The 24053-nt window shown below is 65.3% G+C and carries 25 protein-coding genes; 4 read left to right on the forward strand and 21 right to left on the reverse strand.

Features of this window, described 5'->3' with window-relative positions; all coding sequences use genetic code 11:
- Nucleotides 1-19: 19 nt before the first annotated feature.
- The 20 genes from queC to ABE093_RS03920 form a co-directional block, all read right to left on the reverse strand.
- Nucleotides 20-706, reverse strand: coding sequence for a 7-cyano-7-deazaguanine synthase QueC (gene queC / locus ABE093_RS03825; protein WP_430759514.1), 687 nt, complete (start codon nucleotides 704-706; stop codon nucleotides 20-22).
- Complete coding sequence (gene queE, locus ABE093_RS03830; protein WP_430759515.1) at nucleotides 703-1392, reverse strand: 7-carboxy-7-deazaguanine synthase QueE; 690 nt, start codon at nucleotides 1390-1392, stop codon at nucleotides 703-705. The genes queC and queE overlap by 4 nt, the downstream gene beginning before the upstream one ends.
- Nucleotides 1393-1401: 9 nt before the next feature.
- Nucleotides 1402-2097, reverse strand: a complete 696-nt coding sequence (gene ybgF, locus ABE093_RS03835) for a tol-pal system protein YbgF (protein WP_430759516.1) — start codon at nucleotides 2095-2097, stop codon at nucleotides 1402-1404.
- A gap of 8 nt (nucleotides 2098-2105) precedes the next feature.
- Nucleotides 2106-2642: a peptidoglycan-associated lipoprotein Pal gene (gene pal / locus ABE093_RS03840; protein ID WP_430759517.1), complete on the reverse strand. Its 537-nt coding sequence runs from the start codon at nucleotides 2640-2642 to the stop codon at nucleotides 2106-2108.
- Between the two features lie 38 nt (nucleotides 2643-2680).
- On the reverse strand, nucleotides 2681-3958 hold the full coding sequence (gene tolB / locus ABE093_RS03845; RefSeq protein ID WP_430759518.1) for a Tol-Pal system beta propeller repeat protein TolB: 1278 nt from the start codon (nucleotides 3956-3958) through the stop codon (nucleotides 2681-2683).
- 90 nt (nucleotides 3959-4048) lie between these two features.
- Nucleotides 4049-4954, reverse strand: a complete 906-nt coding sequence (gene tolA, locus ABE093_RS03850) for a cell envelope integrity protein TolA (protein ID WP_430759519.1) — start codon at nucleotides 4952-4954, stop codon at nucleotides 4049-4051.
- Nucleotides 4951-5394, reverse strand: coding sequence for an ExbD/TolR family protein (locus tag ABE093_RS03855; protein ID WP_430759520.1), 444 nt, complete (start codon nucleotides 5392-5394; stop codon nucleotides 4951-4953). Before ABE093_RS03855 ends, tolA begins: the two co-directional genes overlap by 4 nt.
- Nucleotide 5395: 1 nt before the next feature.
- On the reverse strand, nucleotides 5396-6103 hold the full coding sequence (gene tolQ / locus ABE093_RS03860; protein WP_430759521.1) for a protein TolQ: 708 nt from the start codon (nucleotides 6101-6103) through the stop codon (nucleotides 5396-5398).
- Between the two features lie 11 nt (nucleotides 6104-6114).
- Nucleotides 6115-6561, reverse strand: a complete 447-nt coding sequence (gene ybgC, locus ABE093_RS03865; RefSeq protein ID WP_430759522.1) for a tol-pal system-associated acyl-CoA thioesterase — start codon at nucleotides 6559-6561, stop codon at nucleotides 6115-6117.
- Complete coding sequence (gene ruvB / locus ABE093_RS03870) at nucleotides 6558-7592, reverse strand: Holliday junction branch migration DNA helicase RuvB (protein WP_430759523.1); 1035 nt, start codon at nucleotides 7590-7592, stop codon at nucleotides 6558-6560. Before ruvB ends, ybgC begins: the two co-directional genes overlap by 4 nt.
- A gap of 31 nt (nucleotides 7593-7623) precedes the next feature.
- Entirely contained in the window at nucleotides 7624-9537 is a 1914-nt protein-coding gene (locus ABE093_RS03875; protein ID WP_430759524.1) for a potassium transporter Kup, read from the reverse strand.
- A gap of 14 nt (nucleotides 9538-9551) precedes the next feature.
- Entirely contained in the window at nucleotides 9552-11471 is a 1920-nt protein-coding gene (locus ABE093_RS03880) for a potassium transporter Kup (RefSeq protein ID WP_430759525.1), read from the reverse strand.
- 52 nt (nucleotides 11472-11523) lie between these two features.
- On the reverse strand, nucleotides 11524-12111 hold the full coding sequence (gene ruvA, locus ABE093_RS03885) for a Holliday junction branch migration protein RuvA (protein WP_430759526.1): 588 nt from the start codon (nucleotides 12109-12111) through the stop codon (nucleotides 11524-11526).
- Between the two features lie 124 nt (nucleotides 12112-12235).
- On the reverse strand, nucleotides 12236-12766 hold the full coding sequence (gene ruvC / locus ABE093_RS03890; protein WP_430759527.1) for a crossover junction endodeoxyribonuclease RuvC: 531 nt from the start codon (nucleotides 12764-12766) through the stop codon (nucleotides 12236-12238).
- A 22-nt stretch (nucleotides 12767-12788) separates the two neighbouring features.
- Nucleotides 12789-13505: a YebC/PmpR family DNA-binding transcriptional regulator gene (locus ABE093_RS03895; protein ID WP_430759528.1), complete on the reverse strand. Its 717-nt coding sequence runs from the start codon at nucleotides 13503-13505 to the stop codon at nucleotides 12789-12791.
- A gap of 45 nt (nucleotides 13506-13550) precedes the next feature.
- The gene (locus ABE093_RS03900) at nucleotides 13551-14186 is read right to left on the reverse strand and encodes an esterase/lipase family protein (RefSeq protein WP_430759529.1); all 636 of its coding nucleotides are present in this window, start codon (nucleotides 14184-14186) and stop codon (nucleotides 13551-13553) included.
- Nucleotides 14186-14710 (reverse strand): DUF3016 domain-containing protein, encoded by a 525-nt coding sequence (locus tag ABE093_RS03905; RefSeq protein WP_430759530.1) that lies wholly within the window; start codon nucleotides 14708-14710, stop codon nucleotides 14186-14188. Before ABE093_RS03905 ends, ABE093_RS03900 begins: the two co-directional genes overlap by 1 nt.
- Before the next feature lie 38 nt (nucleotides 14711-14748).
- On the reverse strand, nucleotides 14749-15261 hold the full coding sequence (locus tag ABE093_RS03910) for a GNAT family N-acetyltransferase (RefSeq protein ID WP_430759531.1): 513 nt from the start codon (nucleotides 15259-15261) through the stop codon (nucleotides 14749-14751).
- Nucleotides 15258-17021: an aspartate--tRNA ligase gene (aspS, locus tag ABE093_RS03915; RefSeq protein ID WP_430759532.1), complete on the reverse strand. Its 1764-nt coding sequence runs from the start codon at nucleotides 17019-17021 to the stop codon at nucleotides 15258-15260. The genes ABE093_RS03910 and aspS overlap by 4 nt, the downstream gene beginning before the upstream one ends.
- 76 nt (nucleotides 17022-17097) lie before the next feature.
- A complete protein-coding gene (locus ABE093_RS03920) occupies nucleotides 17098-17367 on the reverse strand; it encodes an FmdB family zinc ribbon protein (protein WP_430759533.1) in 270 nt (89 codons plus the stop codon).
- A gap of 234 nt (nucleotides 17368-17601) precedes the next feature.
- Here ABE093_RS03920 and ABE093_RS03925 point away from each other — a divergent pair, with 234 nt between their 5' ends.
- From ABE093_RS03925 to ABE093_RS03940, 4 genes are all read left to right on the forward strand, one after another.
- Entirely contained in the window at nucleotides 17602-19920 is a 2319-nt protein-coding gene (locus tag ABE093_RS03925) for a glycogen debranching protein (RefSeq protein WP_430759534.1), read from the forward strand.
- A gap of 171 nt (nucleotides 19921-20091) precedes the next feature.
- Nucleotides 20092-20796, forward strand: coding sequence for a DUF3011 domain-containing protein (locus ABE093_RS03930; RefSeq protein WP_430759535.1), 705 nt, complete (start codon nucleotides 20092-20094; stop codon nucleotides 20794-20796).
- Nucleotides 20797-20806: 10 nt separating this feature from the next.
- Nucleotides 20807-21523 (forward strand): SIMPL domain-containing protein, encoded by a 717-nt coding sequence (locus ABE093_RS03935; RefSeq protein ID WP_430759536.1) that lies wholly within the window; start codon nucleotides 20807-20809, stop codon nucleotides 21521-21523.
- 4 nt (nucleotides 21524-21527) lie between these two features.
- Complete coding sequence (locus ABE093_RS03940) at nucleotides 21528-22133, forward strand: Pr6Pr family membrane protein (protein WP_430759537.1); 606 nt, start codon at nucleotides 21528-21530, stop codon at nucleotides 22131-22133.
- A 15-nt stretch (nucleotides 22134-22148) separates the two neighbouring features.
- On the opposite strand, the gene ABE093_RS03945 is transcribed toward ABE093_RS03940, so the two are convergent.
- Nucleotides 22149-24011: an ABC-F family ATP-binding cassette domain-containing protein gene (locus tag ABE093_RS03945; RefSeq protein WP_430759538.1), complete on the reverse strand. Its 1863-nt coding sequence runs from the start codon at nucleotides 24009-24011 to the stop codon at nucleotides 22149-22151.
- Nucleotides 24012-24053 lie beyond the last annotated feature (42 nt).

Below are 24053 nucleotides of genomic sequence, written 5' to 3' on the forward strand. Positions count from 1 at the left end.
GGCCGCGTATTGTAACGAATCAGCGATATCGGGTGGGGTCGGCCAGCCCGGCGTCGGCAAAGCCGCGGGCACGCAGCAGGCAGGCATCGCAATGGCCGCAGGCACGTCCGGCCTCGTCGGCCTGGTAGCAGCTGACCGTCTGGGCGAAATCCACCCCCAACCGCTCGCCCTCGCGGGCGATATCGGCCTTGCTCATCCGCATCAGCGGGGCATGGACGCGGAAACGCGTGCCCTCGACCCCGGCCCGGGTGGCAAGGTTGGCAAGCGTTTCAAACGCGGCGATGAATTCCGGCCGGCAATCGGGGTAACCGGAATAGTCGACGGCATTGACGCCGCAGAAGATGTCGCGCGCACCCAGCACTTCCGCCCAACCCAGCGCGGCCGACAGCATCAGGGTGTTGCGCGCCGGCACGTAGGTTACCGGGATGTCGCCATTGCCGATCTCATGGCCGTCGGCATCCGTCGGCACGTCGATATCGCTGGTCAGCGCCGAACCGCCGATGGTGCGCAGGTCGATCTCGACCGTCTTGTGTTCGACCGCACCGAGCATCGTCGCGACGCGTTGCGCGGCTTCCAACTCGGAGAGATGGCGCTGCCCGTAGCGCACGCTCATCGCATGCGCGGCGAATCCCTGCTCGCGCGCGATCGCGAGCACGACCGCGGAATCCATGCCACCGGAAACGAGTACGACCGCAGGCGTGGTCATCGGCCCGGCTCCTCGCCCCACAACTGCTTGTGGAGTTGCGTCTGGAAGCGCACCGGCAGACGTTCGGCCACGATCCAGTCGGCGAGTTCGCGCGGCGCCACTTGTCCGTGGCTGGGCGAGAACAGCACGTCGCAGCGTTCGTTCAATGCATGTTTGGAAACGACAGCGCGCGCCCAGTCGAAATCCTCGCGCGAACAGATCACGAACTTGACCTGGTCGTGCGGCGTCAGCAAGGCGATGTTCTCCAAGCGATTGCGCTCGACTTCGCCGGAACCCGGCGTCTTGATGTCGACCACGCGCGATACCCGCGTATCAACCTCGCCGATATCGATCGCGCCGGATGTTTCCAGCGACACGATCAACCCAAGATCGCACAGCTTCTTCAGCAACTGCACGCAGCGCTTCTGCGCCAGCGGTTCGCCCCCGGTCACGCAGACGTGGCGCACGCCATGGCGGGTCACCGTCGCGACGATGTCGTCGATGCCCATCCATTCGCCACCGTGGAAGGCATAGGCGGTGTCGCAATAGAGGCAGCGCAGCGGGCAGCCGGTCAGGCGCACGAACACCGTCGGCCAGCCGGCATCGCGGGCTTCGCCTTGCAGGGACAGGAAGATTTCAGTGATCCGGAGGCGCTCGGATGCTGGCTCCGGCGCGGTCTCGACCGCTGGGGTTGCGACGGCATTCATGCCGCCATTTTACCTTGCGGCAGGCTTCTTCTGCGGTTTGGGCTGCTTCAGCGCCTGCTCCGACATGCGCAGCTTCAACGCGGCATCGGAGGCCTTGGGATGGGTCGGATAGGTATCGACCACCTGCTTGAACTGTGCCGCCGCCATCTCGTAGTTGCCGGTGGCGTAATAGCTCTCGCCCAGCCAGTAGCGCGCATTGGGGATCAGCGCGCTCTTGGGCCAGCGATCGATGAAGGCCTTGAAGCCGCGCGACGACTTGACGTAATCGCCAGCTTTCAAGGCCTTGAACGCGGCATCGTAATCGGCGCGGTCATTGCCGCTCGATGCCGCCGCCGGCGCTTCCGCTGGCGCATTCGCTTCAGGCTGCACCGGTTGTCCTGCAGCAGGCGTCGCGCCCTGGCCATTGCCATCGGCAGGCTTGCCGCCACCCTCGAGGCGATTCAGGCGACCGTCGACATCGAGATACTGGCTGCGCGCCGATTCCTTCTGCTGGTTGAGCTGCTGCTGCAGCTCTTCCACCTGGCCGCGCAAGTTGCGCACTTCTTCCTTGAGCGCATTGATCTGGTTCAGCGTTTCCAGCTTGTCGCTGTTGTCGGCGGCATGCGCTTCCAGCGCATCGACGCGCTCGGCAAGGCTGGCCCGCTGCGCCATCGCAGGCAGGGCGGGCAGCATCAACGCAATCATCAGTGCAGGAAGAATGCGCATGGTCCAACTCAAGGCGTGGTGTAGTTGATGTCCACGCGGCGATTCTTCTGCCAGCACGCCTCGTCGGACTCACGGCATTCCGGGCGTTCCTCGCCATAGCTCACCACGTTGAGCTGGCTGCCGCTGGCGCCCATCGCCTGCATCGCCGAGGACACGCTGCGGGCACGACGTTCGCCCAGCGCGAGGTTGTATTCGCGGCTGCCGCGCTCGTCGGTATTGCCTTCAAGCGTGATGCGCGCCGACGGACGATCGCGCAGGTACTTGGCATGGCAGCCGATCGATGCCTGGAATTCCGGCTTGGTGGTGTCGGAGTCGTAGTCGAAGTACACCGAGCGATTCTTCAGGCAGGCGTCCTTGTCGAGATCGCCGGGACCGTAGGCGCCAGCGATCGGCGCCGTGGAAACACCAGTGTCGTTCTTGTTGCCGGCGTTGTTCTGGGCGCCGGAATCCACCACCGGCGGAGGCGGCGTGTCCTTGGTCTTGGTGGAACAGGCGACCATGCCAATGCAGGCAAGGGCGATCACGGCGGCACGCAAGTTGTTCATTGTCGACTCCTTCGGAGACTGCGGTTTCAAAGCTGGAATCAGGGGTTGCTGCGATACGGCGACCACGCCGGATCCTGGGCGTTTCCGCCGGTATCGATGCGTTCGCGCACGCGGCCATCGGCCGACACGACATGGATCACGCTGCGGCTGCCCTCGTGCGCGTCGTACATCACCATGCTGCCGTTCGGCGCCACGCTCGGCGATTCGTCCAGCGATCCCGGCGACACCGTGGTCCACTGGCCCGGACCGCTGCGGGTGTCGAACACCGCGATGCGATAGTTGCCGCCGTTGCCCTGCGTCACTGCCATCACCTTGCCGTCGAGCGAGAACGCGGCATCGGCGTTGTAATCGCCCTGGAAGGTCACGCGACTGGCGCCGCCGCCGGAAGCGGAGGTCTTGTAGATCTGCGGACGACCGCCGCGATCCGAGGTGAAGTAGATGCCCGATGGCGTCCACGCCGCGCTGGTATCGATGCCGAGCTGGTGGGTCACGCGCGTCGGCGCACCGCCGCTGGCCGGCAACGTGTAGATCTCGGGATTGCCATCGCGCGACAGCGTCACCGCGAGGCGCGCGCCATCCGGCGAGAACGACGGACTGGCGTTGAGTCCGGCGAACGAGGTGACGGTGACGTCGCCGCCGGAAAGGTTGCGCACCTTCACCGTGGAATTGCCGTTGGCGAAACTCACGTAGGCGATCCGCCTGCCATCCGGACTCCACGTCGGCGACATGATCGGCGCGTTGGCGGTTTCCAGCACGCGGGCGTTGTGGCCATCGGCGTCGGCGACGACGAGGCTGTAGGTCGCACGCTTGCCGAGGCCGGAAACGCGCACGTAGGCCATGCGCGTCCAGAACGCGCCGCGCACGTTCAGGACTTTCTGGTAGATGTCGTCGGCGATCTGGTGGGCGATGTCGCGTGCCGCGCTGGCCGGGCCGCTCTTGGCGAAACCGAGCAGGCGCTGCTTGTGCACCACGTCGTACAACTCGTATTCGACGCGCATCGATGCGCCGTTGCTGACGCGGCCGATCAGTACCAGGCCCTGCCCCGCGGCCTGCCATACCGGCAGATGCAGCTCGGCGGCGGTGCTCGGTTTCTCGGGCATGGCCGATTCCGGCATCGCCTTGAACTGGCCGGAACGCTGGAGGTCGGCGCGGATCACGGCAGCGATATCGCTCTCGCCGGGCGCACTGCCCGCGAACGGCACCACCGCGATCGGTTGGGCGGCATCGCGCCCGCCGATCACGTCGACCTGCGGGTTGGACTGCGCAAACACCGCGCTCGACAAGCTGAAGACACAGATTGCGAAGAAGAATCGCATCAGGGGAGTTCTACGTTGGGATGCGTCCGACTAGGGTAAACGCGGGGGCGTCATTTAGCTGAATGCCGGTTCACCGTGGGGCACTGCCGATCATCGCGATGGTTTGAAATTCGCAGTGAAATCACGGGAGTAGACGTCCTCGTAGCCCTTGAACGGCAACGGGCTGGCGTCGCGCACGGCCTTCTCGACACTGCGTTTCGCTTCGTCGGAATAGGGGCAACCCGGCTGAACGGTAGCCGCAATCACTTCGCCGCCGGGAATGATGCGGATATGGATCGGGCAGGCCTGCCCAGGCGGAATATCGTCCGGGCGCAGCCATTTCGCCTCGATCGCCCGGCCGACCGCATCCAGCCATTTCTGCTGGCCGCTGTTGCGGCTCTTGCCCGCGCCACTGCCCGGCCGCGCCGATGACGAAGATTGATCGTTGCCGCCGGTCGGCGACCTCGCGTCCGCCATCTGCTCGGCGCGCTGCTTGGCGAGATTCGTCGCCTTCGCCAGGCGCGCGGCTTCCGCCGCGGCCCGCGCCGCGAGATCGGAATCCGCAGATTTCTTCGACGGCGCCGGTTCGGGCGTCGGCACTTTCTTGCTCATGTCGACCGATGCCGGCTGGGGCTTCGGCGGCGGCATCTTGATCGGCGGTTGCGGACGTTCGGGCGCGGGCTTTTCCGCCGGCGCCTGCTTCGCGACCGGCTGCGGTGTCGGTTCGACGGGTTTTTCAACCGGTGTTTCGACCGGTTTCGGCAATTCCTGCGGGGTTTCGACCGGCTGCGGCAACGGCTGCACCGCTTCCTTGGGCTCGCCGAGCAAGGCGCGGCGCGTTTTCGCGGAGAGATCGTTCACCGAAGCGACATCCGCCTGCAAAGCGCCATCGCCGCCGGCATCGCCCCCTTGCTGGGTGACGCGATGGAGACCGAACAACAGCAGCCCGATCAGGACCACATGCAGCAGGATCGCGTAGCCGGTCCCGCGCGCAGCAGCGGCGCGCTGCTCCTTCATTTTGCCGGCGCTCCGCTCGGCATGCTCATCAATCCGGCACGCGGCACGTGCGCCTGCGTCTGCAGCAGGCTGAGTACGTCATAGACGGTCTGGTACGAGGCCTTGCCATCGCCGGCAACGTAGACCGGTGCTTTCGGGTGTGCGGCGACGAAAGCCTGCACGCGCTGCACCACTTCGTCGCGGGTGGTGGCGCTGCGGGTGCCATCGATGGTGAGCGACAGCGCGCCTTCGGCATCGATGCTGACGATCGCCGGCTCGACATCCACCTGGATCGATTGCGCGCTGCTTTGCGGCAGGTCGACATCGACGCCGAGATTGAGCAGCGGCGCGGTCGCCATGAAGATGATCAACAGCACCAGCATGACGTCGATGTACGGCACGACGTTGATTTCCGACTTCAGCCGGTGCTTGCGTCGCCGCGATGTGGAACGTCCGGCCATGTCAGCGCGCGTCGGGCAGCGGCGACCAACGTTGCAGGATCGACGAGAACTCTTCCGAGAACGCGTCGTAGCGCGAGGCCAGGCGGTCGACGCGGGTGGCGAGGCGGTTGTAGGCCCACACCGCCGGGATCGCGGCGAACAGGCCCATCGCGGTCGCGATCAACGCCTCGGAGATGCCCGGCGCGACGGTGGCGATCGTGGCCTGCTTGAGACTGGCGAGGCCCTGGAACGAAATCATGATGCCCCACACCGTGCCGAACAGGCCGATGTACGGGCTGATCGAACCGGTGTTGGCGAGGAATTCGAGGTTGTGTTCGAGATTGTCGAGTTCACGCGCGGTGGCGGCGCGCATCGCGCGTTGCGCGCCTTCCAGCTGCAGACGGCTGTCGGCGCCGCGCATCTGGGTGACGCGATGGTATTCGCGCATGCCGGCGTCGAAGATCGCCTCCATGCCATCGATGCCGTCGTTCTTGCCGGCGCGCGCATGCAGGTCGCCGAGCTGCGCGCCCGACCAGAAGCGTTCCTCGAAATCGGCGGCCTCGCGCTCTGCCGCGGCCAGCTGCGCACGCTTGCGAAAGATGATCGCCCATGACATCACCGACACCACCAGCAGGATCGCCATCACCAGCTGCACCGGCAGCGATGCGTGCAGGACCAGTTGCAAAGGATTGATATCGCCAGCCGGCAGCGCGGCGGGTGCGTCAAGCATCGTGGAAAGCATCAATCACCTGTGCGTTCGTGCAACTTCAATTGTTCGTACAAGGCCGGCGGCAACGGGCATGGCCGGAAGGTTTGCGCCAGCAGCGCGGCGATACGGACTTCGCCATCGACCAGCAGCGCTCCATCGCGGCGGATCTCCTGCTTCAGCACCAGCGACGCCCGCCGGCATTCGCGCAACTCCACGCTCACCGACAGTGCATCGTCGAGGCGCGCGGGTGCGCGGAAATCGACCTGCATCGCCCGCACCACGAAGACCAGACCGTCGCGTTCGCGCAACAGTTCCTGGCCGTGGCCGATGGCGCGCATCCATTCGCTGCGCGCGCGTTCCATGAAGGCCAGGTACTGCGCGTGGTACACGACGCCACCGGCATCGGTATCTTCCCAGTACACCCGCACCGGCCACTCGAAGACAAGCCCTGCGGCACCGGCGGTTGGGCCTGCGTTCAAATCAGGTTCCCCGATTCCCCAACCTCGGCGCCGCCGCGCGGCTTCAGCCCGAGGTGGCGATAAGCCTTGTGGGTGGCCATGCGCCCGCGCGCCGTACGCACCAGGAAACCCTGCTGGATCAGATAGGGCTCGATCACGTCTTCGAGCGTGCCACGCTCCTCGCTGAGCGCCGCGGCCAGCGATTCGACGCCGACCGGGCCGCCGTCGAAATTCTCGATGATGAGGTTGAGCAGGCGGCGATCGAGCTCATCGAAGCCTTCGGGATCGACCTTGAGCATCTGCATCGCCGCGCGCGCAGTCTCGTGATCGATGCGGCCATCGGCGCGCACCTGCGCGTAATCGCGCACGCGCCGCAGCAGGCGATTGGCGATGCGCGGCGTGCCGCGCGAACGGCGGGCGATTTCGGCGGCGCCCTCGCCTTCGCAATGGATGCCGAGGATCTGCGCCGAACGCACGACGATCTGCGTGAGTTCTGCGGTGCTGTAGAACTCGAGGCGCTGGACGATGCCGAAACGATCACGCAGCGGCGCGGTCAGCAGGCCCGCGCGCGTGGTCGCGCCGACCAGGGTGAACGGTGGCAGATCGAGCTTGATCGAGCGCGCGGCCGGACCCTCGCCGATCATGATGTCGATCTGGAAATCCTCCATCGCCGGATACAGCACTTCCTCCACCACGGGAGACAGGCGATGGATCTCGTCGATGAACAGCACGTCATGCGGCTGCAGGTTGGTCAGCAGCGCAGCAAGGTCACCGGCGCGTTCGATCACCGGGCCACTGGTGACGCGCAGGCTGACGCCGAGCTCGTTGGCGATGACGTGGGACAGCGTGGTCTTGCCCAGTCCGGGCGGCCCGAAGATCAGGACATGGTCGAGCGCCTCGCCGCGACCGCGGGCAGCATCGATGTAGATCTGCATCTGCTCGCGCACCTGCTGCTGGCCGAGGTAATCGGCCAGGCGGCGGGGACGGATGCTGGCTTCGCTGGCCTCGTCCTCGCGGGTGGCGCCAGAAGCGATGATGCGGTCTTCGGTCATGCCCCGATTATGAAGGAAAGCGCAGCGTGGCTCAGATTTGAACCTGCGTACCCAATTCAACCAGGCGATTGCTGGGGATGTTGAAGAAATCGCTGGCCGGCGCGGCGTTCCGCATCATGAAGGCGAACAACTTGTCGCGCCAGATCGGCATGCCGTGGTGGCGGCTGGCGATGATGCGTTCGCGGCTGGCGAAATAGGTGGTTTCCATCGGGTCCAGGCACATCTGGCTGCAATCCGACAGCTCCATCAATGCCCGCGGCACGTCCGGCGTTTCCATGAAACCGAAACGGACGATCACCCGATAGAAGTCGTCGCCGATCGCCTGCACCGACAGTCGTTGCCCGCGGGGCGCCATCGGCACCGTCAGCGTCGCCACCGTCAGGAAGACGTTGCGCGCGTGCAACACGCGGTTGTGCTTGAGGTTGTGCAGGAAGGCATGCGGCACCATCGTCTTGTCGGCGGTCAGGAAGATCGCCGTGCCCGCCACCCGCACCGGCGGCGCCAGCATCAATCCGGGCAGGAAGGTGTCGAGCTGGATGCCGTCCTTGTGCATTTCCTCGCGCAGCAGGTCGCGGCCACGACGCCAGGTGCGCATCATCGTGAAGATGACGAGACCGAGCAGCAACGGGAACCACGCACCATCCATGAACTTGGCGAGGTTGGAACCGAGGAAGGCCACGTCCACCAGCACGAAGATCGCTGCCGCCGGCCAGAACAACAGCGGCATTTTCCGCGTATTGCTGAGATAGACGATCATCAGGATGCTGGTCATCAGCATGGTGCCGGTCACCGACACGCCGTAGGCCGTCGCCAGTCGCGTCGCGCTGCCGAAGCCGATCACCACCGCGATCACCAGCAGCAGCAGGGTCCAGTTGATCGCCGGCACGTAGATCTGGCCGATGGTGTCCCTCGAGGTGTGGCGGATCTGCATGCGCGGGATGTAGCCGAGCTGCATCGCCGAGCGCGCCATCGAGAACGCACCAGTGATCACCGCCTGCGAAGCGATGATCGCCGCCATCGTCGCCAGCACCAGCATCGGGATCAGCAAGGCTTTCGGCACCGATTCGTAGAAGGGATTGCCGATGGACTGCGGATGCGCAAGAACATGCGCGCCCTGCCCCATGTAATTGAGGATCAGGCAGGGCTGCACCACGAAATACCAGGCGATGCGAATGGGCTTGGCGCCGAAATGGCCCATGTCGGCATAGAGCGCTTCGCCACCGGTCACGGCCAGCACCACCGCGCCGAGGATGGTGAGCCCGGCAACGCCATGGTCCAGGAAGAACTTCATGCCCCACCACGGGTTGAGCGACTTCAGCACTTCCGGCGCCAGGCGGATGTTCCAGATCCCGAGAAGCGCGACAGCGATGAACCACACCATCATCACCGGGCCGAACACGCGACCGACGCGCGCCGTTCCGAAACGCTGCCCGACGAACAGGATGACGAGGATCACCAGCGAGATCGGCAGCACGTAATGGCTGAATGCCGGCGTCGCCACGTTGAGGCCTTCGACCGCCGCAAGCGTGGTCATCGCCGGGGTAATCACGCCGTCGCCGAAGAACAGCGATGCGCCGAAGATGCCGAGGATGCCGATGCGATACATCAGTTTCGGCGCCTTCTTGCCCAGCGCGCCCTGCGCCAACGCCATCAGCGCCATGATGCCGCCCTCGCCTTCGTTGTCGGCGCGCATGATGATGGCGACGTACTTCACCGTCACCACGAAGACAATCGTCCAGATGATCAGCGACAGCAGGCCGAGCACGGTGTCGTGGTTCACCGCCAGCTGGTAATGCGGGGTGAAGGCTTCCTGGATGGTGTACAGCGGGCTGGTGCCGATGTCGCCGAAGACCACGCCAAGCGCGCTCACCGCCAATGCGGCAAGCGGGCCGTGATGGCCATGCGCGGATTGCGAACCGGAATGCTCGTCTGCGGATGTGTTCATGGGATCGTGTCAGATCAGATCTGGACCGGAGCGCCGAGTTCGACCAGGCGATTGCCGGGAATATGGAAGAACGATGTCGCCGACACCGCGTTGCGATGCATCAGCGCGAACAGCTTGTCGCGCCAGATCGGCATGCCGCGACGGGCGCTGGCGACGATGGTTTCGTGGCTGGCGAAATAGGTGGTGTCCATCGGATCGAGGCACATCTGGCTGCAATCGGCCAGTTGCATCAGCGCGCGGGGCACGTCCGGCGTTTCGATGAAGCCGAACGAAACCTCGATGCGGTAGAACTCGTCGCCGATCGAACTGACCTTCAGGCGCTGGTCGCGATGGGCATGCGGCACCGTCAGCGTCTTCACGGTCAGGAAGATGTTGCGTTCGTGCAGCACCTTGTTGTGCTTGAGGTTGTGCAACAGCGCGTGCGGCACCATCGTCGGCTCGGCCGACAGGAAGATCGCCGTGCCCGGCACCCGCACCGGCGGAGCCAGCATCAATCCCGGCAGGAAGCTGTCGAGCTTGATGCCCTCCTTCTGCACTTCCGCGCGCAGCAGTTCGCGACCGCGGCGCCAGGTGCGCATCAGGGTGAAGATGATCGCCGCCAGCAGCAGCGGGAACCACGCGCCATCGAAGAACTTCACCGCGTTGGCGACCAGGAAGGAGAGGTCGACCACGAAGAACACCACGCACAGCGGCAACACCCACTTGCGTTGCTTCGGCCACAGGCGGTTGGCGACCAGCGCCAGCAGCAAGGTATCGATCAGCATCGTGCCGGACACCGAGACGCCGTAGGCGGTGGCCAATGCGGTGGACGTGCGGAACGTCATCACCAGCGCGATCACCGCGACCATCAGGAACCAGTTGATGCCGGGCACATAGATCTGGCCGATGGTGTCACGCGAGGTGTGGCGCACGAACATGCGCGGAATGTAGCCGAGCTGCATCGCCGAACGCGCGACCGAGAACGCGCCGGTGATGACCGCCTGCGAGGCGATGATCGCCGCCATCGTCGCCAGCACCACCATCGGCACCTGCGCCCAGTCGGGCACCGCCTGGAAGAACGGATTGCTCTTGGCGTCCGGGTTTTCCAGCAGCAGCGCGCCCTGGCCGAGATAGTTCATCACCAGGCAGGGCAACACGAAGAAATACCAGGCGGCGCGAATTGGTTTTGCGCCGAAGTGGCCCATGTCGGCATACAGCGCCTCGCCGCCGGTGACGGCCAGCACCACCGCGCCGAGGATGAAGATGCCGTGCCAGCCGTGCTCGACGAAGAAGCGCGCGCCCCACCACGGATTCAGCGCATGGATCACTTCCGGCGCGTCGACGATGTTGTGCACGCCGATCGCCGCCAGCGCCAGAAACCACACCACCATCACCGGCCCGAACACGCGCCCGACCTTGGCCGAACCGAAGCGTTGGCTGACGAACAGGCCGATCAGGATGACGATGGTCAACGGCAGGATGAAACTGTGCAGCGCCGGCGCCGCGACCTCGAGGCCTTCGACCGCCGACAGCGTGGTGATGGCGGGCGTGATCACGCCATCGCCGAAGAACAACGAGGCGCCGAAGATGCCGAGGATGCCGACCACGTAGAACGAGCGCGAGGTCTTGCCGAGCGTGCGCTGGGCCAGGGCCATCAACGCCATGATGCCGCCCTCGCCTTCGTTGTCGGCACGCATGATGATGGTCACGTATTTCAACGTCACCACGATCATCAGCGCCCAGAACGCCAGCGACAGCACGCCGAGCACGGTGTCGTGGTCGGGCGTCAGTCCGTAGTGCGGAATGAACGCTTCCTTGAGCGTGTACAGCGGGCTGGTGCCGATGTCGCCGAACACCACGCCGATCGCGCCCAGCACGAGGCCCGGCAGCCCACCGGGCGCCTGATGGCCATGACTGTTCTGCGGGTGTCCTGCGGGCTTGGTGTGGCCGTTCATTTCGGGAGGGAAACCGTCCAGGGGCGCATGGTACGCCGATGCCGTGATGGCGTCAGCGCAGCGCCTGCTGCAGGGCCTTGCGGATGATGGCCTCGACGGAATCGCCCTGGACGGCCACCGCCTTGACCATGCGCTCGGCTTCGGCCGGCTTGTAACCGAGCTGCTGCAGCGCGACCAACGATTCCGACTGCGGATCGGCCGGCCCCTGCAGCATCGGCGATGCCCCGACCCCGACGAGATCGGCGGCGCGATCGCGCAACTCCACCACCATGCGTTCGGCGGTCTTCTTGCCGATCCCGGGAATGCGCGTGAGCGCGGTGACATCGGAGGCCTGCAGCTGGCGCACGAATTCATCGACACTAACGCCCGACAGCACGGCGAGCGCGATCTTGGCGCCGATGCCGCTGACGCGCTGCACGTCGCGGAACAGGCGGCGCTCGCTCTCGGTGAGGAAGCCGTAGAGCGAAACGCTGTCTTCCTTCTGCGCGTAATGGGTGAACAGCACCACGTCCTTGCCGACGTCCGGCAGGTCGTAGAACGTGCTCATCGGCGCTTCCAGCTCGTAGCCGACGCCATGGACGTCGACCACCAGCCATGGCGGTTGTTTGTGGATGATGACGCCTTTCAGTCGACCAATCACTGCAAGATCCCCTTCACTCGTTGCCATCCGTGGCGGAACACCATTGACGAAACAACCCACGGCCCGGCCATCCATGGCCGGTCGTTCAGCGGCGCGCGAACCAATGGTTCGCAAACGCGCCGCTTCACCTCCTCGCCCATGCCTGGCGCACGCCGACACCCAGTCGCGCCGCGCTCGCGCGCACATGCGCATGCGTCACCGCGACGGCCAGCGCATCGGCGGCGTCGGCCTGCAACTTGCCTTTCAGATTCAGCATCGCGCCAACCATGTGCTGCACCTGTTCCTTGTCGGCGCCACCGCGCCCGACCAGCGCCAGCTTCACTTCCTTGGCGGCGTATTCGCTGACCTTGAGGCCGCGACTGACGCAGGCGGCGATCGCCGCCCCGCGCGCATGCCCCAGCTTCAACGCCGACATCGCATTGCGTGCGAGGAATACTTGTTCGATCGCCACTTCGTCCGGCTGCCATTCCACGATCAATTCGCCGAGGCGGGCAACGAGCTCGCCCAGGCGCTGCGGGAAATCCTCGGCGCCCAGCAGGTTGATCGCCGCGTGATGGACATGCGCGAGCTTGCCGTCCACCCCGACATCGATGATGCCGACGCCGGTGCGCTGCGATCCGGGATCGATGCCGAGGATGCGGACTGCGCCACTCACGCAGGCAATCCGGTGCGGATCGTCACTCCGGCAACTCCGCGTTGGAATAGACGTTCTGCACGTCGTCCATTTCTTCCATGCGCGCCAGCAGCTTGCGTACCTGGTCGGCGGTATCGCCGCTCACGGCGATGTCGTTGTCGGCGCGCAGGGTGACTTCGGCGAGATCGGGGGCGAGTCCCGCCGCGACCATCGCGTCCTTGACGTCGTTGAAGGCTTCGGGCGAGGTGATGACGTCGATCGCGCCGTCGTCGTACACCACCACGTCGTCGGCACCAGCCTCGATCGCGGCCTCGGTAACGCGGTCCTCGTCGGCGCCGGCGGCATAGCTCAATGCACCCAGCTTGCGGAACATGAAGGCGACCGAGCCTTCGGTGCCCATGTTGCCGCCGAACTTGGTGAAGGCGTGGCGGACGTCGGCGACGGTACGCACGCGGTTGTCGGTCAGGCAGTCGACGATCACCGCGACGCCACCGGGGGCATAGCCTTCATAACGGATTTCCTCGTACTCGACGCCTTCGAGTTCGCCGGTCGCCTTCTTGATCGCGCGCTCGATCACGTCCTTGCTCATGTTGGCGCCAAGGCCCTTGTCGATGGCGCTGCGCAGGCGCGGGTTGCTGGCGGGATCGCCGCCACCGGCGCGCGCCGCGACCGAAATCTCGCGAATCACCTTGGTGAAGATCTTGCCGCGCTGGGCATCGACAGCGTTCTTGCGCTGTTCGATCGAGGGACCACGACCCATGGATGCAACCGTATCGGGGAAAGCCGCGATTTTACTTGATTCGCTTCAGGCGATCGCCGCCAGCGCCGCCGTCTCCGCGAAACGCCCATCGCGGAGGAAGCAGGCAGCGAGGCTGGCCGCTTCCCGGGAGAAGATCAGGCCGGTGTGGCTGGCTTCGACCACGACATGGGCGGCGAGTCCCGGAATCCGGGTTTCCGCGAGCGCGACGGTACCGTCATGCGGGCCCTGCAATCGCGCGACCGCGCCGCCCAACCCGCGCGGCAGGTTGCCCGCGACCATCCCGACCTCGATGCCCGGTGGCAGGGTACCGGCGCCCCGCAGCAGCAATTCGCGGTGCTGTCCGATCAGGCCGCGCCCGCCGGGTACCCGCGATGCCACGCCATCGGCAGCCTGGCTTCCCGCCAGCGGCGATCCCAGGCACACCACCCGTCCCGCTCGCGCCCGAGCCGCGGCTTGCAGCGCCATCAATCCGCCAAGGCTATGCCCGACCAGATGCGTGCCCGGCTGGCGATCCAGCGCCCGCACGATCCGTGCGACGGCGTTCTCCGTGCTTTCCAGCACGCTGAAATAGCCCATCGGCGCGACATCGAAACCATCACGACGCAGGCGCGACGCGAACCACTGCATGGCCGGCGCGTGCATCCACAGACCATGCAGCAGGACGACGCGGGGACGCGGCATCAACGCTTGCCGAGCAGCTTGCGCAACCAGTCGTCGACCATGCGCTTTTCATAGCGCAGCGGATCGCTGTTTCCCGGCAGGCCGGGCGGGTTCATCGTGAACGCCAGGTCCAGCAGCTTGGCGTCCGCATCGGCCGCGGTCACGCCATTGCCGGACAGCCGGTAATGGAGATTGATGCGCGGCGGATACACATCGCGAATGACGCGAATCTGCTCGCCGCCCATGCGCGGAATGCATTCGCCGGCACGATCGATGTCGATGAAATGCACGTCGAGCTTGGCACCGGCAGGCAGGCTCTTCTCGGCGCGGTCACGGGTGTACTTCGCGAGATCGCGAACCCACTCGGTATCGCGGCCACCCGGCGCGAAGTCGCAGCTGTGTTCGCTGAAACTCGCGGGATCCGCCCACGACACGTTGACGCGGTCGTTGGCAGGCAGTTGCAACTGTTGCGGGCCGCGCGTCCCGGCCGTGGAAGCACAGGCGGCGAGCAACAAGGCGGGAAGTGCGACGGTCAGGATGCGCATGGCAGTCTCCACTCGGGGGATGTCGCCAGTATGCGCTTTCAGCCCATGTCCCGACGAAAGATGAATTCGAGGTCCCGTGCCGTTCCGACTTCGTACAGATACTCGCCGACCTTGTCGAAACCGTGGCGCTGGTAGAAGCGCTGGGCGCCGGGATTTTCGCTCCACACGCCGAGCCAGCACGACTTCGGGCCGTTGGCGGCGATCCAGTCCATCGCCTGCGCGAACAGGCGCGCGCCGTGACCTCCATTCTGGAGCCCGCGGCGCACGTACAGGCGCATCAGCTCCATGTCCCCCGGCTGCACATCGGCATGCGGCAGCTTGCAGGGACCGGCCATCACGTAGCCGACGGCACGCCCTTCGTCTTCCAGCAGCCAGGCCGCGCAGCCCAGTTCGTCCAGCTGCGCCGCATAACGTGCCGGATCGTACGTGGTATCGAGATAGTGCTGCAGGTCATCCGCCGTGTAGCAGTGACCGAAGGTGTCGTCGAAGGTGTCGCGCGACAACGCCGACAGCGTTTCGGCGTCGGCGGCGCTGGCGCGACGGATGATCACTTCTTCTCTTCGCGCACCTGGATGTGCACTTCCGCCAGTTGCTTGTCCGGCACTTCCGACGGCGCGCCGGTCATCAGGCACTGCGCGCTGGTGGTCTTGGGGAAGGCGATGACGTCGCGGATCGATTCGCTGCCGGCCATCAGCGCGGCGATGCGATCGATGCCGAAGGCGATGCCGCCGTGCGGCGGCGCGCCGTACTTGAGCGCGTCGAGCAGGAAGCCGAACTTCGCCTCCGCTTCTTCCGCACCGATGCCGAGCAGCTCGAACACCGCCGACTGCATCTTCGAGCTGTGGATGCGGATCGAACCACCGCCGATCTCGTTGCCGTTCAACACCATGTCGTAACCGCGGCTCACAGCAGTCTTGGCGTTGGCACGCAGGTCGTCGATCGAATCGACCGCGGGTGCGGTGAAGGGATGGTGGAGCGCGACGTAGCGCTGCTCCTCGTCATCCCATTCGAACATCGGGAAATCGGTGACCCACAGCGGCGCCCAGCCTTCGGCGACCAGGTTGAAATCCTTACCGGCCTTCAGGCGCAGCGCGCCCATGAAATCGCTGACGGTCTTGTAGCTGCCGGCGCCGAAGAAGGCGATGTCGCCATTCTTCAAGCCGATCGCTTCCAGCAACGCCTTGAAGGCATCGTCGGCGAAGAACTTGGCGATCGGGGAATTGACCGCTCCGGCTTCGTCCAGCTTGACGTAGGCCAGGCCCTTGGCGCCGAACTTGGCGGCATGGGCGGCGTATTCGTCGATCTGCTTGCGCGACAGCGCAGCGCCACCGGGAATGCGCAACGCGACGACGCGGCCGTCGGCATCGTTGGCGGCATCGGTGAACACCTTGAACTCGCTGCCCTTCACCAACTCGGCGACATCGACGAACTCGAGCGCAATGCGCAGGTCGGGCTTGTCGGAACCGTAGCGACGCATCGCCTCGGCATAGGTCATGCGCGGGAAGGTGCTCGCCAGTTCGACGCCGATCGTTTCCTTGAACACTTCGCGGATCATGTCTTCCACGGTGTCCTGCACGATCTTCTCGTCCACCCAGGCGAATTCCATGTCGAGCTGGGTGAATTCGAGCTGGCGGTCGGCGCGCAGCGCCTCGTCGCGGAAGCAGCGCGCGATCTGGTAGTAGCGGTCGAAGCCCGCCATCATCAGGATCTGCTTGAACAGCTGCGGCGACTGCGGCAGCGCGTAGAACTCGCCCGGATGCATGCGCGCCGGGACCAGGAAGTCGCGCGCGCCTTCCGGCGTCGCCTTGGTCAGGATCGGCGTTTCGATGTCCTGGAAACCGCGCTCGTCGAGGTAGCGGCGCAGGTTCGCGACCAGTCTGGTGCGTGTGCGCATCTTGCGCTGCATCTCCGGCGCGCGCAGGTCGAGATAGCGATACTTCAGGCGGATGTCCTCGCCCGGATTCTCGTGGTGGTGGAACGGCAGCGGCTCGGCCTTGTTCAACACCTCGATCTTCGTCGCGACCACTTCGACCTGGCCGGTGCGGATCTTGTTGTTCACCGACTCGCGCTTGCGAACCACGCCAGTGACCTGCAGCGCGTCCTCGTAGCCGATCTGCGCGGCGACGGCCAGGACATCGGCATTGCCCTCGGCGGACGACGGCTCGGCGACGATCTGGACGATGCCCTCGTGGTCGCGCAGGTCGATGAAGACCAGGCCGCCCATGTTGCGGGCGACGTCGGCCCAGCCGCACAGGGTCACGGTCTGGCCGATCAACGTCTCGTCGATCAGGCCACAGAAATGGTCACGCATGGAAACTCCGGGAAATCGGCTGCAAGCCCGGCCACGGTGCCGGGAACCGGTCATTTTAGCCCGTGGGACGCCCGGATCAGGAATCCGACGGTTTCGGCGCCGCGGGGGCCGGAGCCGGGGCTGGCGAACTGCCATCTCCCGCCAGGTTGCGCTTCTTGTCACCGTCCTTCTTGAAGTCGGTCTCGTACCAGCCACCGCCGGCAAGGCGGAAGCTGGGCGCGGTCAGCTTGCGCTTGACCGTATGCGCCCCGCATTTCGGGCAGGTGTCGGGATCGGGGTCGGACATCTTCTGCAGGCGGTCGAATTCGTCGCCGCAGGTGTCACAGACGAAGGCGTAGATGGGCATGGCTGAGGAAACAACTCGGACTGTGACCATTTTGGGGCCGCGCCCCGAAGTTTCAAGCCTGAACGGTACATCCCCCTGCTCCGCCGCCAAAAAACCGGGACGCACACCGCGACTTCGCCATCCACGCACTGAATACGTTTGCACGTGCGACCGGCACGGCCATGTGCATTCGCACATCCGGTGATAGTGCGAACAGCCTGCAATCAAGGCGCAAACGGGATCGGAGAACACGCGATGGCGCACGGGATTCGGATCGGATACGGCTTGTTGATCGCGACGTTGCTGGCCCTGTGGCCAAGCGGAAAGGCAAAGGCGGCGATCGACGCCTACAGCCTCGGCGCGCGCTACGACGGCACCCAGAGCAACATCACCTTCAAGGTCTATTCCTCGCGCGCCACGCGCATCGAGGTCTGGCTGTACAAGACGCCATCCGGTGCGCAGGAAGTCGCGCACTACGTCATGACCAAGGATTCGACCACCAACATCTGGTCGAAGACGGCATCGGTTTCCACGCTCCAGAACACCTACGGCATCACGGGACCCGTCTATTACGGCTACCGCGCCTGGGGTCCGAACTGGACCTACAGCAGCAGCTGGACCAAGGGCAGCAGCATCGGTTTCGTCAAGGACATCGATGCCGCCGGCAATCGCTTCAATCCGAACAAGTTGCTGCTGGACCCCTACACGCGCGAGATCAGCCAGGACCCGAATACGTCCAGCTGCAACGACGGCACGATCTACGCCAGTGGCGCCAGCTATCGCGCCATCGACAGCGGCGCCTGCGCGCCCAAGGGCATCGTGCTGGCGACCGACACCAGTTCGATCGGCACCAAACCCACCGGCGCGTTCAAGGACGACGTGGTGTACGAAGTGCACGTGCGCGGACTGACCATGAACGACACCAGCCTCCCGATCTACCAGCGTGGCACCTACGCCGGGGCGGCACAGAAAGCCTCGTACCTGGCTTCGCTCGGGGTGACCGCGGTGGAGTTCCTGCCCGTGCAGGAAACCCAGAACGACCAGAACGACATCGATCCCAATTCCGACACCGGCGACAACTACTGGGGTTACATGACCCTCAACTGGTTTGCGCCGGATCGCCGCTACGCTTTCGACAAGAGCGCCGGCGGCCCCACGCGCGAATGGAAGGCGATGGTCAAGGCCTTCCATGACGCCGGCATCAAGGTCTATGTCGATACGGTTTACAACCACACCGGCGAAGGTGGCCCGTGGGGCGGAACCGACGGTTTGACGGTGTACAACCTCCTGTCGTGGCGCGGCCTCGACAACCCGACCTATTACTCGCTCACCAGCGACTACCAGCATCCATGGGACAACACCGGGGTGGGCGGCAACTACAACACGCACAACCCAATCGCGCAGAACCTGATCGTCGATTCCCTCGCCTACTGGCGCGATGCGCTGGGCGTGGACGGCTTCCGCTTCGACCTGGCGTCGGTGCTGGGCAACACCTGCGAACACGGCTGCTACAACTTCGACAAGATGGATTCGGGCAACGCGCTCAATCGCATCGTCGCCGAACTGCCGCCCCGGCCCGCCAGCGGCGGCGCCGGCATCGAACTGATCGCCGAGCCGTGGGCCATCGGCGGCAATTCCTACCAGGTCGGCGGATTCCCCTCGGGCTGGTCGGAATGGAACGGCATGTACCGCGATGCCGTGCGTCAGGCGCAGAACAAGCTCGGCGTGGCCACGGTGACCACCGGCACGCTCGCCACGCGCTTCGCCGGCTCGTCCGACCTCTACGGCGACGACGGGCGCCAGCCGTGGAACTCGGTGAATTTCCTGGTGGCGCATGACGGATTCACCCTCAGCGACCTGTATGCCTACAACACCAAGCAGAACAGCCAGGCGTGGCCCTACGGTCCGTCCGATGGTGGCGAAGACAACAACAACAGCTGGGACCAGGGCGGCAGCGCATTGAACCAGCGACGCGCCACGCGCACCGGCATGGCCCTGATGCTGCTCAGTGCCGGCGTGCCGATGATGACCGGTGGTGACGAGGCATTGCGCACCACTTTCGGCAACAACAATCCGTACAACCTCGATTCGGTGGCGAACTGGTTGCTGTGGAGTCGTGACAGTTTCGAAAGCGATTTCCAGACCTTCACCCAGCGCATGATCGCCTTCCGCAAGACGCATCCGGCCCTGCGCCCGGCCACGTTCTATTCCGGCGTCGACAACAACGGCAACGTGATGGAACAGTTGCGCTGGTTCAAGCCCGACGGCGCGCAGGCGGATTCCGCTTATTTCAACGACGGCAACAACCACGCCATCGCCTGGCGCATCGACGGCAGCGAATTCGGCGATTCCGCCAGCGCGATCTACATCGCCTACAACGGCTGGTCGGCGCAGGTGAACTTCGTGCTGCCGTGGGCGGGCAATGGCAAGCAGTGGTATCGCGTGACCGATACCGCGACCTGGAACGAAGGCGCGAACACCGTGGCGGTACCGGGATCGGAAGCGCTGATCGGTGGCGAATATGCCACCTACGGCCTGGAGGCACGTTCGGTGCTGGTATTGATCGCCAAGTAAATACGGATGAGGCGGCGCCCGCGTCCACTTCGGTGCGCCGGGGTCGCAGGCGTGGCGTGTGTTAAGGGATATAAACAGGTATTGTGGGCCGTCGCGCCGATTCCGACGAAGGTCCTCTCGGCGCGACCACCGCTACAGGATATCCATACGCCATCTTCGGGAGGGGTCGCCATGGTTTCACTGTTCAAATCGCTCGTCTTCGCATCTTCACTCGCCCTGCTGGTTCCGGTCGCCGCATCCGCGCAGGTCCAGACCCGGGCCTATGCGCCGGAGAACCTGCGCACGCTCTCGCGCAACGACCAGATCCGCGTGATCAGCCTGGAATATTCCGAACAGGCGCGCGGCCGCAGCATCCCCGACGACCAGCTGCGCTTCTACCTCGACCAGGTCAATCGTTCGAACTGGACCTTCAGCCAGATCAAATCGGATATCGCCAAGTCCCTCGCCGGCAACGGCGGCGGGATTCCCGGCCCGGGTCCCGGCCCCGGCCCGATCAACCAGACCATCCGCTGCGAAAGCACCGGCAACCGCCTGAACACCTGCCGGACGCCATGGCAGGGTCAATCGCGGCTGGTCCGGCAACTCTCGAACAGCGGCTGCGAGCGCGGGCGCGGCTGGGATTCGCGCAACGGCGAAGTCTGGGTGAACCACGGCTGCCGCGGCGAGTTCGCGCGTGTCGCCAGCAACTACTCGGTGACCTGCTCCAGCCACGGGTCGCGTCCGACCACCTGCGCCTGGGATCGCAACCAGGGACACCCCTATGTGCTGCAGCGCCTGTCCAACTCGGCCTGCACCGAAGGACGCACCTGGGGCTACAACGCCCGCCAGGGCCTGTGGGTGAGCGGCGGTTGCCGCGCCCGGTTCGGCGCGCGTTGAGGACGGGCGCATGAAGACCGACAAGATTGTCGCGGCGGTCATCGTCGCGCTCGGCCTGGCTGCCGGCGGCTGGTTCATGTCGAAGGGACTGGCCGGTCTCCGCACCGGTGATCGCTACGTCTCGGTGAAAGGGTCCGCCGAAAAAGTGGTGGATGCCGACCTCGTCGTCTGGCCGCTGGCGCATACCGTGAGCGGCAACGACCTCGGCGAAGTGCAGCGCGGACTGGAAACCAACACCACCGCGATCCGCGATTTCTTCAAGACGGCCGGTTTCGGCGACGACGAAATCGTCGTCGCGCCGGCCAGGCTCGAGGACCGCTGGGCCTATTCCTACGGCGAGAACAAGCCACCGGAGCGCTATCGCTATTCCACCACCGTGACCCTGCGCACCACCAAGGTCGCGAAGGCGATGCAGGCATTGCGCCGCACCGGCGACCTGCTCGCCAAGGGCGTGATGCTGGGTGGCAACGGCGGCGAAGGCGAGTCCTCGAGCGGACCGGAATTCGATTACACCAAGCTCAACGACATCAAGCCGGCATTGATCGCGGAAGCGACCGCCAATGCACGCAAGTCCGCGGAACAGTTCGCCAAGGACAGCGGCGCGCGCATCGGCGGCATCCGCACCGCCAACCAGGGCGTGGTCGACATCAGCAACCGCGATGCCGGCAGCCCGCAGGTGAAGAAGGTGCGGGTCGTAAGCACCGTCGAATATTTCCTGAAAGACTAAGGCGATGAACGCACGCATCGCCGCGGCGATCGTCGCCGCGCTGGCATGGGCTGCACTGCTGTTGCAGCTGTTCCTGTCGTTGCGCCTGTCGATCGACAACGGCAACGGCGTCGCCCACGGCCTGTGGATGTATCTCGCCTACTTCACCGTGCTCACGAATCTCCTGGTGGCGATCACCGCCACCGTTGCCGCACGCCGCAGCGACGGGGGACGCGACCTGCAATGGCGCGGCTGCGCGGTCGCATCGATCGTGCTGGTCGGGCTCGGCTACCACCTACTGCTGCGAAACATCTCGACGCCGACCGGACTGGATTGGCTGTCCAACGCGCTGCTGCACTATGCCGTTCCGCTGGCCGCACTGGCATGGTGGCTGCTGCTGCCGCCACGCCGGCACATCACCGCGAACGCACCGTTGCAATGGCTGCAATGGCCCTTGCTTTATGCGGTATATGCCTTGATTCGCGGTGCGATCACCGGGTTCTATCCCTACCCCTTCATCGATGTGCCGGCGCTCGGAATCACCCGCACCCTGATCCATTGCGCCGGACTGGGCGTGGCGTTCCTCGCGCTGGCCTACCTGCTGCGCGCACTGGCCCGCCTGCGCGCCTGACGCACAGGCCGAGCCTCACTCGTACAAGGCCAGCAACTCGCCTTCGGCGTCCTCGAGTTCGCCGCGCAATTGCATCTGGGTGCGACCGATGTCGGCGACACGCGCACCATCGGAATACACCGCCGGATCAGCGAGCTGGGCATCGCATTCGGCGAGCTTCTCTTCCAGCCGTGCGACTCGCGCCTCGGCCTGTGCCAGCTTGTGGGGGTTGATCTTGCTGACCGGCTTCTTGGCGACAGGCGCAGGTACGGGCGCCGGTGCCGGCGCGGCTTCCTTCTTGGCTTCGGGCTTCGCTTCGCCCGCTGCGGGGCGCGAACGCAACCACGCCGCGTAATCGTCGAGATCGCCATTGAACGGTTCGACCTCGCCATCGTGGACGCGCCAGAACTGGTCGCAGACCAGGCCGATCAGGTGGCGGTCATGGCTGACCATCACGATCGCGCCGTCGAAATCGCTGAGCGCTTCGGCCAGCGCTTCGCGCATCTCGAGATCGAGGTGGTTGGTCGGTTCGTCGAGCAACAGCAGGTTAGGCTTGCGCCACGCGATCAGCGCCAGCGCCAGTCGCGCCTTCTCGCCGCCGGAGAAGTTGTCGATCACTTCGAACGCGCGATCGCCGACGAACTGCCAGCGACCGAGGAAATTACGGAAGTCCTGGGTCGCGGTGTTCGGCGACAGTTCCTTGAAGTGATCGATCGGCGAGGTCCCGGCGACCAGCGATTCCACCGTGTGCTGGGCGAAGTAACCGATGACGAGATCGGGATGGGCGATGCGTTCGCCGGACATCGGCGCCAGATCGCCGACCAGCGTCTTCACCAATGTCGATTTACCCGCGCCGTTCGGACCGAGCAGACCGATGCGATCACCCGCTTCCAGCGCGAAGCCAACGTCGGACAGGATCTTCGCCCCGGCGCCGTAACCGGCATCGACGTGGCGCAGCGACAGCAGCGAGTTCGGCATCCGCGCCGGTTCCGGGAAATCGATGTGGATGCCGCGCTCGGCGCGCACCGCCTCGGTTCCGGTGAGCTTCTCCAGTCGCTTCATGCGGCTTTGCGCCTGGCGCGCCTTGCTGGCCTTGGCCTTGAAGCGATCGATGAACTTCTGCAGGTGCGCGCGCTCGACCTGCTCCTTCTCGAAGGCGATCTGCTGCTGGCGCAGATGCTCGGCACGCTGGCGCTCGAACGCGGTGTAGTTGCCGACGTAGAGCTTGGCCTTGCCGTCGTGCAGATGGAGGATGTGGGTGGTGACGTTGTCGAGGAATTCGCGGTCGTGCGAAATCACCAGCAGCGTGCCGTCGTAACGGCGCAGCCAGTCTTCCAGCCACACCACGGCATCGAGATCCAGGTGGTTGGTCGGTTCGTCGAGCAGCAACAGGTCGCTCGGCGTCATCAGCGCGCGCGCCACGTTCAGGCGCACGCGCCAGCCGCCCGAGAAGTCGGAGACCGGGCGATCGTGCGTCGTCGCCGGGAACCCGAGACCATGCAGCAGGCGACCGGCGCGGGCGTCGGCGTCGTAACCGTTGAGCTCGGCCAGGCGATGGTGCGCCTCGGCGACCGCCTCCCAGTCCTCGTTGATCATCGCCTCGCGCTCCATGCGCACGGCGTCGTGCAGCGAGACATCGCCCGACAGCACGAAGTCGAGCGCGGGATCCGGCAGGTGCGGCGTTTCCTGGGCGACGCTGGCGATGCGCGCCTTGCCGGGGAGATCGAGGTCGCCCTTGTCGGGCTCGACGTCACCGAGCAATGCCGCGAACAGGGACGATTTGCCGGCGCCATTGCGGCCGACCACGCCGACGCGATACCCGGCGTGGAGGGCCAGGTCGACGTCGGACAGCAGCAGGCGTTCGCCCCGGCGCAGGGCGAAGTTACGAAAGGAAATCATGCAGCCATTTTACCCCGCCCACGTTCCTGCTGCGCTCGCCCC

This window comes from Solilutibacter silvestris, assembly GCF_050574925.1.
In the GTDB taxonomy this organism is placed as follows: Bacteria; Pseudomonadota; Gammaproteobacteria; order Xanthomonadales; family Xanthomonadaceae; genus Solilutibacter; species Solilutibacter silvestris_A.

Excerpts from the sequence above, each read along its gene's own strand:
- queC (WP_430759514.1), bottom strand. The coding sequence starts at position 706 with ATGACCACGCCTGCGGTCGTACTCGTTTCCGGTGGCATGGATTCCGCG.
- queE (WP_430759515.1), bottom strand. The coding sequence starts at position 1,392 with ATGAATGCCGTCGCAACCCCAGCGGTCGAGACCGCGCCGGAGCCAGCA.
- ybgF (WP_430759516.1), bottom strand. The coding sequence starts at position 2,097 with ATGCGCATTCTTCCTGCACTGATGATTGCGTTGATGCTGCCCGCCCTG.
- pal (WP_430759517.1), bottom strand. The coding sequence starts at position 2,642 with ATGAACAACTTGCGTGCCGCCGTGATCGCCCTTGCCTGCATTGGCATG.
- tolB (WP_430759518.1), bottom strand. The coding sequence starts at position 3,958 with ATGCGATTCTTCTTCGCAATCTGTGTCTTCAGCTTGTCGAGCGCGGTG.
- tolA (WP_430759519.1), bottom strand. The coding sequence starts at position 4,954 with ATGAAGGAGCAGCGCGCCGCTGCTGCGCGCGGGACCGGCTACGCGATC.
- ABE093_RS03855 (WP_430759520.1), bottom strand. The coding sequence starts at position 5,394 with ATGGCCGGACGTTCCACATCGCGGCGACGCAAGCACCGGCTGAAGTCG.
- tolQ (WP_430759521.1), bottom strand. The coding sequence starts at position 6,103 with ATGCTTGACGCACCCGCCGCGCTGCCGGCTGGCGATATCAATCCTTTG.
- ruvB (WP_430759523.1), bottom strand. The coding sequence starts at position 7,592 with ATGACCGAAGACCGCATCATCGCTTCTGGCGCCACCCGCGAGGACGAG.
- ABE093_RS03875 (WP_430759524.1), bottom strand. The coding sequence starts at position 9,537 with ATGAACACATCCGCAGACGAGCATTCCGGTTCGCAATCCGCGCATGGC.
- ABE093_RS03880 (WP_430759525.1), bottom strand. The coding sequence starts at position 11,471 with ATGAACGGCCACACCAAGCCCGCAGGACACCCGCAGAACAGTCATGGC.
- ABE093_RS03895 (WP_430759528.1), bottom strand. The coding sequence starts at position 13,505 with ATGGGTCGTGGTCCCTCGATCGAACAGCGCAAGAACGCTGTCGATGCC.
- ABE093_RS03900 (WP_430759529.1), bottom strand. The coding sequence starts at position 14,186 with ATGCCGCGTCCCCGCGTCGTCCTGCTGCATGGTCTGTGGATGCACGCG.
- ABE093_RS03905 (WP_430759530.1), bottom strand. The coding sequence starts at position 14,710 with ATGCGCATCCTGACCGTCGCACTTCCCGCCTTGTTGCTCGCCGCCTGT.
- aspS (WP_430759532.1), bottom strand. The coding sequence starts at position 17,021 with ATGCGTGACCATTTCTGTGGCCTGATCGACGAGACGTTGATCGGCCAG.
- ABE093_RS03920 (WP_430759533.1), bottom strand. The coding sequence starts at position 17,367 with ATGCCCATCTACGCCTTCGTCTGTGACACCTGCGGCGACGAATTCGAC.
- ABE093_RS03925 (WP_430759534.1), top strand. The coding sequence starts at position 17,602 with ATGGCGCACGGGATTCGGATCGGATACGGCTTGTTGATCGCGACGTTG.
- ABE093_RS03930 (WP_430759535.1), top strand. The coding sequence starts at position 20,092 with ATGGTTTCACTGTTCAAATCGCTCGTCTTCGCATCTTCACTCGCCCTG.
- ABE093_RS03935 (WP_430759536.1), top strand. The coding sequence starts at position 20,807 with ATGAAGACCGACAAGATTGTCGCGGCGGTCATCGTCGCGCTCGGCCTG.
- ABE093_RS03940 (WP_430759537.1), top strand. The coding sequence starts at position 21,528 with ATGAACGCACGCATCGCCGCGGCGATCGTCGCCGCGCTGGCATGGGCT.
- ABE093_RS03945 (WP_430759538.1), bottom strand. The coding sequence starts at position 24,011 with ATGATTTCCTTTCGTAACTTCGCCCTGCGCCGGGGCGAACGCCTGCTG.